Raw genomic sequence first — 12258 nt, forward strand, 5'->3', positions numbered from 1 at the left:
GTCGAAGAAGTCATCCGGCGCCGCCTGCTCGACAATCTCGCCCTTGTCCATGAAGATCACCCGGTTCGCCACGGTCCGGGCAAAGCCCATCTCGTGGGTCACGCAGAGCATGGTCATGCCATCCTCGGCCAGGCCCACCATGGTATCGAGCACTTCCTTGACCATTTCCGGGTCCAGCGCCGAGGTCGGCTCGTCGAACAGCATGATTTTCGGTTTCATGCACAACGCGCGGGCAATCGCCACACGCTGCTGCTGGCCACCGGACAACTGCCCTGGGTACTTGTGCGCCTGCTCCGGAATACGCACCCGCTCCAGATAGTGCATGGCAATTTCCTCGGCCTTGCGCCGTGGCATCTTGCGCACCCACATTGGCGCCAGGGTGCAGTTTTCCAGGATGCTCAGGTGCGGGAACAGATTGAAGTGCTGGAACACCATGCCCACTTCGCGGCGAATGGCCTCGATCTGCTTGAGATCGTTGGTCAGCTCCACACCGTCGACCACGATGCGCCCCTGCTGGTGCTCTTCCAGGCGGTTGAGGCAACGGATGGTGGTGGATTTGCCCGAGCCGGACGGCCCGCACAGCACGATGCGCTCGCCCTGGCGCACGTTCAGGTTGATGTCCTTGAGCACATGGAACTGGCCGTACCACTTGTTCACGCCCTGCATCTGGATGATGCCTTCGGGGCCGGCAGGCTGCTTGATCGCTTCACTCATTTCGAAACTCCTAACGCTTGTGGCCAGTGTCCAGCTTGCGCTCCAGATGCATGGAGTAGCGGGACATACCGAAACAGAAAATCCAGAACACCAGGGCGGCGAACACGTAGCCCTCGGTAGCCATGCCCAGCCAGGCCGGGTCGGCGGCGGCTTGCTTGACGCTGTTCAGCAGGTCGAACAGGCCGATGATGATCACCAGGCTGGTGTCCTTGAACAAGGCAATGAAGGTGTTGACGATGCCGGGGATCACCAGCTTGAGCGCCTGCGGCAGAATCACCAGCCCCATCGCCCGCCAGTAGCCCAGGCCCATGGCCGCGGCAGCTTCGTACTGGCCCTTGGGGATGGCCTGCAGGCCACCACGCACCACCTCGGCGATGTACGCCGACTGGAACAGGATCACGCCGATCATCGCCCGCAACAGCTTGTCGAAGCTCATGCCCTCAGGCAGGAACAACGGCAGCATCACCGATGACATGAACAGCACGGTGATCAGCGGCACGCCACGCCAGAACTCGATGAAGGTCACGCACACCACCTTCACCGCCGGCATCTTCGAGCGCCGCCCCAAGGCCAGCAGGATGCCCAGCGGCAATGCGCCGACAATGCCCACGGTGGCGATCACCAGGGTCAGCATCAGCCCGCCCCACTGGCTGGTCGGTACGTTTTCCAGGCCCAGCACGCCCCCGTGCAGGAGGGTGTAGGCCAGCAGCGGGTACAGCACCAGGAAGCCCAGGCCGTAGAAGGCCTTGCGTGGGAAACGCTTGATGAACAGCGGCGCGGCGCCAAGCACGGCAAGCCACACGGTGAGGTCCACGCGCCAGCGCAACTCGGCCGGGTAGTAGCCATACATGAACTGGCCGAAGCGCTGCTGCACGAACACCCAGCAGGCGCCCTCCTTGGTGCAGTCGGCGCGTGTGGTGCCGACCCAGTTGGCGTCAAGCAACGCCCACTGCAGCAGCGGTGGCACGATCAGCCATACCAGGTAGATGGCAAACAGGGTGAGCAGCGTGTTGAGCCAGCTGGAGAACAGATTGGCACGCATCCATGCGAGCACGCCGACGGTTTTCACCGGTGGCGGCATGTCAGGTTTGAAAACATGGGCATTCACGGGCGTATCCTCACCGCTCGATCAGCGCAATGCGCTTGTTGTACCAGTTCATCAGCAGCGAAATGCTGATGCTGATGGCGAGATAGACACTCATGGTGATGGCGATCACCTCGATAGCCTGGCCGGTCTGGTTGAGCACGGTACCGGCGAACAGCGAGACCATCTCCGGGTAGCCGATACCGGCTGCCAGCGATGAGTTCTTCGCCAGGTTCAGGTACTGGCTGGTCAGCGGCGGAATGATCACCCGCAGTGCCTGGGGGATGATCACCTTGCGCAGGGTCGGCCCCTCGCGCAGGCCAAGCGAGTGCGCGGCCTCGGTCTGGCCATGGCTGACCGAACGGATACCAGAGCGCACGATCTCGGCGATGAACGCAGCGGTATAGATGGTCAACGCCAGGGTCAGCGCCAGCAACTCGGGGATCAGTACCCAGCCACCGACGAAGTTGAATCCTTTCAATTGCGGCACTTCCCAGTGCACAGGGCTGCCGAACAGCAGTGCACAAACGCCCGGAATGGCGATGAACATTGCCAGCCCCACCCAGAACTTGTGGAACGGCACGCCGGTCTCGTCGAAGCGCTTGTTGGCAAAGCGCACCATCGCCACGATGGCCAGCAGCGCCAGGACCAGCGCCACGACGAACGGCCAGAAGCCTTCGGCCATGGATGCGCCGGGCATGTTCAGGCCACGGTTGCTGATGAAGAAGGTGTCGTCGATATTGATGCTGCCCCGCGGTCCCGGCAGGGTCAGGAACACTGCGAAGTACCAGAACAGGATCTGCAGCAACGGCGGGATGTTGCGGAAGGTTTCCACATACACGGTCGCCAGCTTGTTGATCATCCAGTTCGGCGACAACCGCGCCACACCGATGATGAAGCCGAGGATGGTCGCCAGTACCACGCCGATGAAGGTCACCAGCAAGGTATTGAGCAGGCCGATGACGAACACCCGCGCATAGCTGTCGGATTCCACGTAGGGGATCAGATGCTGGGCGATGCCGAAGCCGGCACTGCGGTCGAGGAAGTCGAAGCCCGAGGTGATGCCCCGGTGTTGCAGGTTGGTTTGCGTGTTGTGGAACAGATACCAGCCCAGACCGACCACGAAGACTATCGTGAGGATCTGGAACAGCCACGCGCGCACACGTGGATCGCTCAGGGATAAACCCTTTTGTGCGCCGATTCGATTTTGCATGAAGTGCCCCGGACAGTAGGGTTCCGAACAGCCTGCGGCGGCGGGATGCCGCCGCAGGGTGCAGCCATCAGCGCACAGGTGGCGCGTACTGGATGCCGCCGTTGTTCCACAGGGCGTTCATGCCACGGTCGATCTTCAGGTCGGTGCTTTGGCCCAGGTTCTTCTCGAACACTTCGCCGTAGTTACCGACTTGCTTGACGATCTGCACTACCCAGTCCTTGGGCAGCTTGAGGTCCTTGCCGTACTCACCGTCCGCACCCAGCAGGCGGGCGACGTCCGGGTTCTTGGTGCCTTTGGCCTCGGCCTCTACGTTCTTCGAGGTGATGCCCGCCTCTTCGGCGTTGAGCATGGCGAACAGGGTCCACTTGACGATGCTGAACCATTCCTCGTCGCCTTTGCGCACCACCGGGCCCAGCGGTTCCTTGGAAATGGTTTCCGGCAGTACCACGTAGTCGGCCGGCGCGGCCAGCTTGGAACGCTGGGCGAACAGCTGCGACTTGTCCGAGGTCAGCACGTCGCAACGACCGGACTCCAGCGACTTGGCGCTTTCGTCAGAGGTATCGAAAGTGATCGGGGTATATTTCAGGCCATTGGCGCGGAAGAAGTCCGACACGTTCAGCTCGGTGGTGGTACCGGCCTGGATGCAGATGGTCGCGCCATCGAGCTCCTTGGCGCTGGAAACACCCAGTTTCTTGTTGACCAGGAAGCCGACGCCGTCGTAGTAGGTAACACCGGCGAATACCAGGCCCATGCCCGCATCGCGCGAGCTGGTCCAGGTGGTGTTGCGAGACAGCACGTCGACTTCGCCCGACTGCAGGGCGGTGAAGCGTTCCTTGGCGTTGAGCTGGCTGAACTTGACCTTGGTGGCATCGCCGAACACGGCGGCAGCCACGGCGCGACAGACGTCAGCGTCGATACCAATGATCTTGCCCTGTGCATCAGGTACCGAGAACCCTGGAAGACCGTCGCTCACGCCACACTGGACGAAGCCCTTCTTCTTTACCGCATCGAGGGTGGCGCCGGCCTGGGCGTTGCTCACGGCGCCCAGCGCGGCAGCAGCGGCCAGGACTGCCAGGGTGGTTTTCAACATCTTCATTCACAACCTCCAAATCGCTCTTGTTGTATCGAGCCGGAATTGCACCGCACCCTTTTGAGGCGTATCCGACCCGTGTTGGCTTGTTATTGGGTCAATGGCGCAATGGACTGTTCTGTGACAGCCTTCGCGTGCAAAGGGTGTTACCGTCACGGCCTGCCCTTTGCATCGTTGGTGGAATTGCAAAGCGCGTACCAAAATTTCTGGCTGTAGCGTTTAAGCGCAAGTCAAGTAGGGAAAGTTGTATCGTTGCGACATTCTTTTTCCGACAATCATTTCCAGCGCCTTCTTTTCACGCACGCCATAACAAGACCCGCACACTTTCGGAGCAGTCATGACCAATCCGCTGATTCTCGAACCGCAGAAAACCGCAGACGCCTGTGTGATCTGGTTGCACGGCCTGGGTGCCGACCGTTACGACTTCCTACCAGTGGCCGAATTCATGCAGGAACGCCTGCTCAGCACCCGTTTCGTCATGCCCCAGGCTCCAACCCGCCCGGTAACCATCAACGGCGGCTACGCCATGCCCAGCTGGTACGACATCAAGGCCATGACCCCGGCCCGCGCCATTGACGAGGCGCAGCTGGAAGAATCGGCCGAGCAGCTCATTGCCCTGATCAAGGCCGAGCAGGCCAAAGGCATCAGCCTGTCGCGGATCTTCCTGGCCGGTTTCTCCCAGGGCGGCGCGGTGGTGCTGCACACTGCCTATATAAAGTGGCAAGAAGCACTGGGTGGGGTGATCGCCCTGTCCACCTACGCCCCTACCTTCAACGACCAGCATCAGTTGAGCGCCTGCCAGCAACGCACCCCGGCCCTGTGCCTGCACGGCGTGCACGACCCGGTGGTGATCCCCGCGATGGGCCGCACCGCCTTCGAGTACCTGAATACCTGGGGCGTGGCCGCCCGCTGGCACGAATACCCGATGGAACATGAAGTGGTGGTGGAAGAGTTGAGCGACATCCACGACTGGCTGAGCAAGCAATTGCAATAAGCCAGGGCCGCATGTAGTTGTAAGGCTATTCCACTACGCCGCGCCTGAATCTTGCATTACACTGCCCGGCGTACATTCCTTAACCAGTTGACGAGACGATCGTGCTCAAGGCACTCAAGAAAATCTTCGGCAAGGGAGACGCCGCGCCACAGGCCGTCGCTCCTGCTGCCAGCGTGACGCCGCCCGCGCCCGCCCCCGCCAGCGAGGCCCAGCCTGCGGCAAAACCGGCCGCCTCACGCGCCACCCACGCCCCCCTGGCCGAGCAGCCTGCCACCATTACGCCAGCCGCCGACAAGCCGGCCAAGGACAAACCGCGTCGCGAGCGCAAGCCCAAGCCACAGGCCAGCCTGTGGAAACCGGAGGACTTCGTGGTCGAGCCGCAGGAAGGCAAGACCCGCTTCCACGACTTCAAGCTATCCAACGAGCTGATGCACGCCATCCACGACCTGGGCTTTCCGTACTGCACGCCGATCCAGGCACAGGTGCTGGGTTATACCCTGCGTGGCCAGGACGCCATCGGCCGCGCCCAGACCGGTACCGGCAAGACTGCAGCGTTCCTGATCTCGATCATTTCCCAGCTGCAGCAGACGCCGCCGCCGAAGGAACGCTACATGGGCGAGCCACGCGCGCTGATCATCGCGCCCACCCGCGAGCTGGTGGTGCAGATCGCCAAGGATGCCATCGCCCTGACCAAGTACACCGGCCTGAACGTGATGAGCTTCGTCGGCGGCATGGACTTCGACAAGCAGCTCAAGGCCCTGGAAGCGCGCCATTGCGACATCCTGGTGGCCACTCCGGGCCGCCTGCTGGACTTCAACCAGCGCGGTGAGGTGCACCTGGACATGGTCGAGGTGATGGTGCTGGACGAAGCCGACCGCATGCTCGACATGGGTTTCATCCCCCAGGTGCGTCAGATCATTCGCCAGACGCCGCCGAAAAGCGAGCGCCAGACCCTGCTGTTCTCCGCCACCTTCACCGACGATGTGATGAACCTGGCCAAGCAGTGGACCACGAACCCGGCCATCGTCGAGATCGAGCCGGAGAACGTTGCCAGCGAAACGGTGGAGCAGCACGTCTATGCGGTGGCCGGCAGCGACAAGTACAAGCTGCTGTTCAACCTGGTGACCCAGAACAAGTGGGAACGGGTGATGGTATTCGCCAACCGCAAGGACGAAGTGCGGCGCATCGAGGAAAAACTCGTGCGCGACGGCATCAATGCCGCGCAGCTGTCGGGCGACGTGCCGCAGCACAAGCGTATCCGCACCCTGGAGAACTTCCGCGAAGGGCGCATCACTGTGCTGGTGGCCACCGACGTGGCGGGGCGTGGCATCCACATCGATGGCATCAGCCACGTGATCAACTTCACCCTGCCGGAAGACCCGGACGACTACGTGCACCGCATTGGCCGGACTGGCCGTGCAGGCACCAGTGGTGTGTCGATCAGCTTTGCCGGTGAGGATGACTCGTACCAGCTGCCGGCGATCGAAGAGCTGCTGGGGCGCAAGATCAAGTGTGAAATGCCGCCGGATGAGCTGCTGAAGCCGGTGCCGCGCAAGCATCACTGATGCTGGGGCTGCTTTGCAGCCCAATCGCCGGCAAGCCAGCTCCCACAGGTACTGCACAGCTTTCGAAACCTGTGCAGTACCTGTGTGGGCGGGTTCTCCCGCGAACCGGGGCTCCTCCCCGGCCATCAAACAAGGATCTACCAGCGCTCGGCGGCATCCTGGTCACTCTGCTTCCCTTCTACCCACCGCGCCCCTTCCTGGGTATTTTCCTTCTTCCAGAACGGCGCCCGGGTCTTGAGGTAGTCCATGATGAAGTTGCAGGCATCGAACGCCGCCTGCCGATGGGCACTGGCCACACCTACGAACACGATCGGCTCACCCGGCTCCAGTGCACCGATGCGGTGCAGCACCTCCACCTTGAGCAACGGCCAGCGCTGCTCGGCCTCGACCACGATCTTGGCCAAGGCCTTTTCGGTCATGCCCGGATAGTGCTCGAGGAACATCCCCGCCACTTCGCGGCCATCGTTGAAATCCCGCACGTAGCCGACAAAACCGACCACCGCGCCCACGCCGACATTCGCCGCGTGCATGGCGCTGGTCTCGGCCCCCGGATCGAACGCGCCCTCCTGTACTCGCACAGCCATGTTCAGCCTCCGGTCACCGGCGGGAAGAATGCCACTTCATCGCCCTCTTCCAGCGGTTCATCGAGCTTGCACAGTTCTTCGTTGCGCGCACACATCAGGTTCTGCTCGGCCAGCACTTCGTACTGCCCGCCCTTGGCCACCAAGGCCTGGCGCACATCGTCGAGCACCTTGAACGCACCCTCCACCCGCTCGGCATCCACGCCCAGCAGTTCGCGGTAACGGGCGAAGTACATCACCTTGACCTTCATCACACCTCCACCTTGTAGTGGCCGCTCTTGCCACCGAGTTTTTCCAGCAGGCGCACCTGTTCGATGACCATGCCTTTATCCACAGCCTTGCACATGTCATAGATCGTCAGCGCAGCCACGCTGGCGGCGGTCAGCGCTTCCATCTCCACGCCGGTCTGCCCGGCCAGCTTGCATCGGGCGACGATACGCACGGCGTCCTGCCCTTCGGCGCTGAGCTCGACCTTGACGCTGGTCAGCATCAGCGGGTGGCACAGCGGGATCAGGTCGCTGGTCTTCTTCGCCGCCTGGATCCCGGCAATGCGCGCCACGGCGAACACGTCGCCCTTGGGGTGTTCACCGTCGACGATCATCTGCAAGGTCTGCGGCAACATGCGCACCCGCGCCTCGGCGGTGGCCTCGCGCTCGGTCACGGCCTTTTCAGTGACGTCGACCATGTTGGCCCGCCCCTGGGAATCAAGATGTGTCAGCACTGCTCTGCTCCTGTGAAGGGAATTCGCAGTGTAAACCTGTGAGTCAGGTTTGAGCAGAGGGTGCGTCAACCGGGCCGGCCTCTTCGCGGGCACGCCCGCGAAGAGGCCGGGCGGAGAACCGCCCGGCACCGAGGGTTACAGATGCGACTCGGCGTACTCGGCCAGCACCGAGCGTGGCACGCCCTGCAGGGTGATATGCACGCCATGGGGGAAGTCCTTGAAGCGCTCGGTCAGGTAGGTCAGGCCCGAGCTGGTCGCGGACAGGTAGGGGGTGTCGATCTGCGCCAGGTTGCCCAGGCAGACAACCTTGGAACCGGAACCCGCACGGGTGATGATGGTTTTCATCTGGTGCGGCGTCAGGTTCTGACACTCGTCGATCAGGATCAGGCTCTGCTGGAAGCTACGGCCACGGATGTAGTTCAGCGACTTGAACTGCAACGGCACGCGCTCGAGGATGTACTCGACGCTGCCATGGGTGCTTTCGTCATCCATGTGCAAGGCTTCGAGGTTGTCGGTGATGGCACCCAGCCAGGGTTCCATCTTCTCGGCCTCGGTGCCCGGCAGGAAGCCGATCTCCTGATCCAGCCCCTGCACGCTGCGGGTGGCGATGATGCGTCGGTAGCGCTTGCTGACCATGGTCTGTTCTATCGCCGCAGCCAGGGCCAGGATAGTCTTGCCGGAACCGGCTGCGCCGGTCAGGTTGACCAGGTGGATATCCGGGTCGAGCAGGGCGAACAGCGCCAGGCTCTGGTGGATGTCACGCGGCTTCAGACCCCACGCTTCCTGGTGCAGCAGCGGCTCCTGGTGCAGGTCGAGCAATAGCAGCTCATCGTTGCGGATACCCTTGATCCAGCCGACGAAGCCCTGTTCATCGATGATGAACTCATTGACGTGAACCGCCGGCAGGTTGTCGATCAATTGCACGCGGTGCCAGGTGCGGCCACGCTCCTGACGGGTATCGACCTTGCTCACCCGGTCCCAGAACGAGCCGGTGACCGAATGGTAGCCCTTGGACAGCAAGGACACGTCATCGACCAGCTGATCGGTGCTGTAGTCCTCGGCCGCGATGCCACAGGCACGCGCCTTCAGGCGCATGTTGATGTCTTTGGTGACCAGCACAACGTCCAGGTCGGTGCGCCGGGCGCGTACTTCGAGCAACTGGTTGATGATGATGTTGTCGTTGAGGTTTTCCGGCAGCAGCTTGTTCGGCTCGTTGCGCGGAGTCATCAGGATGGACAGGAAGCCCTTGGGCCCACTCTTGCCACGCTGGATCGGCACGCCCTGCTCGACATCGCTGGGCGAGGAGTCACCAAGGGTCTGGTCGATAAGGCGAATGGCCTGGCGGCATTCGGCGGCGATGCTCTGTTTGCCGGTCTTGAGCTTGTCGAGTTCCTCCAGCACCGTCATCGGGATGGCGACATGGTGCTCCTCGAAGTTCAGTAACGCGTTGGGGTCGTGAATCAGGACGTTGGTATCGAGCACATACAGGATAGGCTTGCTGGAGGAAGGGTTGCGTCCTTGGTCATCCATACTCGGTCACCTTATGTCGAAGCCACACGGCGTGGTCTGTTACGCCGCAGAGTGACTGCCGCTGTCCCCGTATCCGCGTTGTTACGGGCGGGAAGCGAACCTGGCTAGGTGGGCCTGGATGACGCCACCTGTGCTGCAGGAATCGGCTGTCTGGTTTCTTCATACCGCAAAAATGATGACTAGAAAAAGTCTTTTTACGTGCAGGTGAAGTTTATTTTTCCAAATGACGAACAGGGGTTGGCGAGGGGGCGTGTGAGGACTACAGTCAAAAATCAGGCTGGCCTTGCAGGGGCCATCGCCAGCAGGCCATGCACGGTACCTGTGGGAGCTGGCTTGCCGGCGATGGGCTGCGTAGCAGCCCCCTATCACCCCTGGTTGGCATATCCCTGGCAATCTTCCCAACCAATCCCGCTCTGCGCCGTATTGCGCAACAACCACTCTACCGCCGGCTGTGCCTTGGGCAGGCTGTCATGGAACTGGATCACTCCCTTGCGCCACAGCAGCATCAAGGTCAGCACCCGCTGGGCAGAGGCCTCGGCGCTCAGTGCGCCGTCATCCTGTGCATCGATGTCCCACAACGACACCTGCAACTGCTGGCTGGCCATGAACGCCTCGCCATCGGCCCGACGCTGCCCATAAGGCGGCCGGAACAATGGCACATACTGCTCCGGCAGGTCGGCTTGCACCCGCGCCTGGCTGCGTCGCAGCGAGTCCTGCCAGCCTGTCCACTGCGCGTGGGAGCGGTACTCCCAACCCTGGACCCCCACGCACTGCCCGGCATAGAGCTTGCGCAAGGTATCTGCCGCGCCGGCATCGCGGCGCTGCTGCAGGCGGTTGCCGAGCACGAAGAACGTGCCTTCAAGCTTTTGCCGACGCAGGTAATCCGCCAGCAGGTCGGTACTGCCGCCATCCGGCCCTGGCCCGCCGACGAAGGTCAGCAGGAACATTCGGTCGTTCAGTTCATCCCCATTGCGCTCACGCGAGGATAGCCGCTCGACCTCGCTGCTGGTCTGCGGCAGCAACGCCGCCTTGCGCAATTGTTCGTCCAGGTAACGCACATGGAACTGGTGGCTAGGCTCGATCCAACCGGTGTAGAAAGTGCCGACATCGGCAGCGAACGTCGCCGCTTGCGTGCGCAACTCCGCCATCGACGTCACCGGATAGCAGAACGACGCATCCTGCTCGCAACTGCGCTGCGCCTGTTGATAGCCTTCCCACAACCGCTGCCACATGCGCGCCCGCACCTGGCGCACCTTCTGCAGGTTGACTTGCCGTAGCCCCAGGTGTGCCGCCAGCGCCGCGTCGTCCAGCAGTTCGCTTTCGTGAAGTACCTGGGCGAAGGAGAGGATCTCGGCCCGCGAGGCCACATCGAACAACGCCGGGCTGTCCAGCTGTTCGGGCCACAGGCCGCGGTCCAGGCTCACCTGGGGTGATGACGGGGCGGCCTGCACGGCCAGGCTCAGCAGAGCGGCCAGCAAGGTGGAGGCAATACGCACGGTTGAAGGCTCCGCAACGGCGAAACGCGCACTATAGCCTCTGCACCGGCCATGGTCTGTGACTATCGTCGCCATAGTTTGGACTTGCACCGTACAGCCCGTAGAATTCCCCGCCAACGATGCCAGGAGCCGACCCGATGCTGACGGTGATTTCACCCGCCAAGACCCTCGACTACGACACCCCGCCGGTGACCGAGCGTTTCACCCTGCCCCAGTACCTGGACGACTCCCAGGAACTGATCCAGCAGCTGCGCGACCTGTCGCCAGCGCAGATCAGCGAACTGATGCACCTGTCCGACAAGCTCGCCGGCCTGAATGCAGCGCGCTTCGGCAGCTGGACCCCGGACTTCACCCCGGCCAATGCCAAGCAGGCGCTGCTGGCGTTCAAGGGCGACGTGTACACCGGCCTTGATGCCGAGAGCCTGGGCGATGACGATTTCAACTATGCCCAGCAGCACTTGCGCATGCTTTCGGGCCTGTATGGCCTGCTGCGCCCGCTCGACCTGATGCAACCCTACCGCCTTGAAATGGGCACCAAGCTGGTCAACGCCCGCGGCAAGGACCTGTACGCCTTCTGGGACACGCGCATCAGCGAATGGCTGAACCAGGCCCTGGCCGAACAGGGCGATGACGTGCTGCTGAACCTGGCCAGCAACGAGTATTTCAGCGCGGTGAAACGCAGCGCGCTGAAGGCCCGGGTGATAAACGTCGACTTCAAGGACCTGAAGAACGGCCAGTACAAGATCATCAGCTTCTACGCCAAGAGGGCGCGAGGGATGATGAGCCGCTTCGTCATCCAGCAGCGCATCAGCGACCCGGAGCAACTCAAGCAGTTCGATGTGCAGGGGTATTACTACAGTGCCGAGCAGTCGAAGCCGGACCACCTGGTGTTCCTGCGGGATCATCCTTCCGAGTGATCCTGTCACGCCCTCTTCCCGACTAAAGCCGCTCCCACAGGTACTTCACTGAACGCAAGACCAGTGCACTACCTGTGGGAGCGGCTTTAGCCGCAAAGAGGCCAGCAGCCATTTACGCATCTCTCCTGCCCCGCAACAGGGCGCACTTCATATCGCCATCACGCCACAAATCCGACGCCAAAAAATCGACACTCTGCCACTTATAGCCAAACGCCATAAGACCGTTCGTAGCTTTTTTGACGAATTTTTCAAAATATTTTTCGATGCTGGCATAAAAATATCTCGCAACAGTTTCGCCCTTTATATATCGGGGCAAAACACCCGTGTGCTATCAGATTGAAATTGTCCGCCAC

Annotated in this window: 12 protein-coding genes; 3 read left to right on the forward strand and 9 right to left on the reverse strand. The window is 61.9% G+C overall.

The annotated features are described in order from the left end of the window. The 4 genes from ACK1U9_RS17555 to ACK1U9_RS17570 all read right to left on the reverse strand — a co-directional run. Window positions 1–714, reverse strand: a 714-nt coding sequence (locus ACK1U9_RS17555; RefSeq protein ID WP_449110064.1) for an amino acid ABC transporter ATP-binding protein, incomplete at its 3' end; no start/stop codon positions are given. A gap of 10 nt (window positions 715–724) precedes the next feature. Next, window positions 725–1822: an amino acid ABC transporter permease gene (locus ACK1U9_RS17560; protein ID WP_046616500.1), complete on the reverse strand. Its 1098-nt coding sequence runs from the start codon at window positions 1820–1822 to the stop codon at window positions 725–727. 10 nt (window positions 1823–1832) lie between these two features. Then, window positions 1833–3011, reverse strand: a complete 1179-nt coding sequence (locus ACK1U9_RS17565) for an amino acid ABC transporter permease (protein WP_085601197.1) — start codon at window positions 3009–3011, stop codon at window positions 1833–1835. A 67-nt stretch (window positions 3012–3078) separates the two neighbouring features. After that, complete coding sequence (locus ACK1U9_RS17570) at window positions 3079–4107, reverse strand: amino acid ABC transporter substrate-binding protein (RefSeq protein WP_046616498.1); 1029 nt, start codon at window positions 4105–4107, stop codon at window positions 3079–3081. 331 nt (window positions 4108–4438) lie between these two features. Between ACK1U9_RS17570 and ACK1U9_RS17575 the strand changes: the two genes are divergently transcribed. Then, window positions 4439–5095, forward strand: coding sequence for an alpha/beta hydrolase (locus ACK1U9_RS17575; RefSeq protein WP_046616497.1), 657 nt, complete (start codon window positions 4439–4441; stop codon window positions 5093–5095). Window positions 5096–5196: 101 nt separating this feature from the next. Then, window positions 5197–6660 carry an ATP-dependent RNA helicase RhlB gene (rhlB, locus tag ACK1U9_RS17580; protein ID WP_046616496.1) on the forward strand — a complete coding sequence of 488 codons (1464 nt, stop codon included), beginning with the start codon at window positions 5197–5199 and terminating at the stop codon, window positions 6658–6660. A 137-nt stretch (window positions 6661–6797) separates the two neighbouring features. Here rhlB and moaE read toward each other — a convergent pair whose 3' ends face one another. The 5 genes from moaE to ACK1U9_RS17605 form a co-directional block, all read right to left on the reverse strand. Continuing rightward, window positions 6798–7244: a molybdopterin synthase catalytic subunit MoaE gene (gene moaE, locus ACK1U9_RS17585; protein ID WP_046617059.1), complete on the reverse strand. Its 447-nt coding sequence runs from the start codon at window positions 7242–7244 to the stop codon at window positions 6798–6800. A 2-nt stretch (window positions 7245–7246) separates the two neighbouring features. Beyond that, the gene (gene moaD, locus ACK1U9_RS17590) at window positions 7247–7492 is read right to left on the reverse strand and encodes a molybdopterin converting factor subunit 1 (protein ID WP_003251777.1); all 246 of its coding nucleotides are present in this window, start codon (window positions 7490–7492) and stop codon (window positions 7247–7249) included. Then, window positions 7492–7962 carry a cyclic pyranopterin monophosphate synthase MoaC gene (gene moaC, locus ACK1U9_RS17595; RefSeq protein WP_108480648.1) on the reverse strand — a complete coding sequence of 157 codons (471 nt, stop codon included), beginning with the start codon at window positions 7960–7962 and terminating at the stop codon, window positions 7492–7494. Before moaC ends, moaD begins: the two co-directional genes overlap by 1 nt. A gap of 135 nt (window positions 7963–8097) precedes the next feature. Beyond that, a complete protein-coding gene (locus tag ACK1U9_RS17600; protein WP_046617058.1) occupies window positions 8098–9492 on the reverse strand; it encodes a PhoH family protein in 1395 nt (464 codons plus the stop codon). A gap of 365 nt (window positions 9493–9857) precedes the next feature. Beyond that, the gene (locus ACK1U9_RS17605) at window positions 9858–10988 is read right to left on the reverse strand and encodes a polysaccharide deacetylase family protein (protein WP_449110065.1); all 1131 of its coding nucleotides are present in this window, start codon (window positions 10986–10988) and stop codon (window positions 9858–9860) included. A gap of 137 nt (window positions 10989–11125) precedes the next feature. Between ACK1U9_RS17605 and yaaA the strand changes: the two genes are divergently transcribed. Then, window positions 11126–11905 carry a peroxide stress protein YaaA gene (yaaA, locus tag ACK1U9_RS17610; RefSeq protein ID WP_153670509.1) on the forward strand — a complete coding sequence of 260 codons (780 nt, stop codon included), beginning with the start codon at window positions 11126–11128 and terminating at the stop codon, window positions 11903–11905. Window positions 11906–12258 lie beyond the last annotated feature (353 nt).

It is taken from the genome of Pseudomonas sp. XP1, assembly GCF_053557675.1.

Excerpts from the sequence above, each read along its gene's own strand:
- ACK1U9_RS17565 (WP_085601197.1), bottom strand. The coding sequence starts at position 3,011 with ATGCAAAATCGAATCGGCGCACAAAAGGGTTTATCCCTGAGCGATCCA.
- ACK1U9_RS17570 (WP_046616498.1), bottom strand. The coding sequence starts at position 4,107 with ATGAAGATGTTGAAAACCACCCTGGCAGTCCTGGCCGCTGCTGCCGCG.
- ACK1U9_RS17575 (WP_046616497.1), top strand. The coding sequence starts at position 4,439 with ATGACCAATCCGCTGATTCTCGAACCGCAGAAAACCGCAGACGCCTGT.
- moaE (WP_046617059.1), bottom strand. The coding sequence starts at position 7,244 with ATGGCTGTGCGAGTACAGGAGGGCGCGTTCGATCCGGGGGCCGAGACC.
- moaD (WP_003251777.1), bottom strand. The coding sequence starts at position 7,492 with ATGAAGGTCAAGGTGATGTACTTCGCCCGTTACCGCGAACTGCTGGGC.
- ACK1U9_RS17600 (WP_046617058.1), bottom strand. The coding sequence starts at position 9,492 with ATGGATGACCAAGGACGCAACCCTTCCTCCAGCAAGCCTATCCTGTAT.
- yaaA (WP_153670509.1), top strand. The coding sequence starts at position 11,126 with ATGCTGACGGTGATTTCACCCGCCAAGACCCTCGACTACGACACCCCG.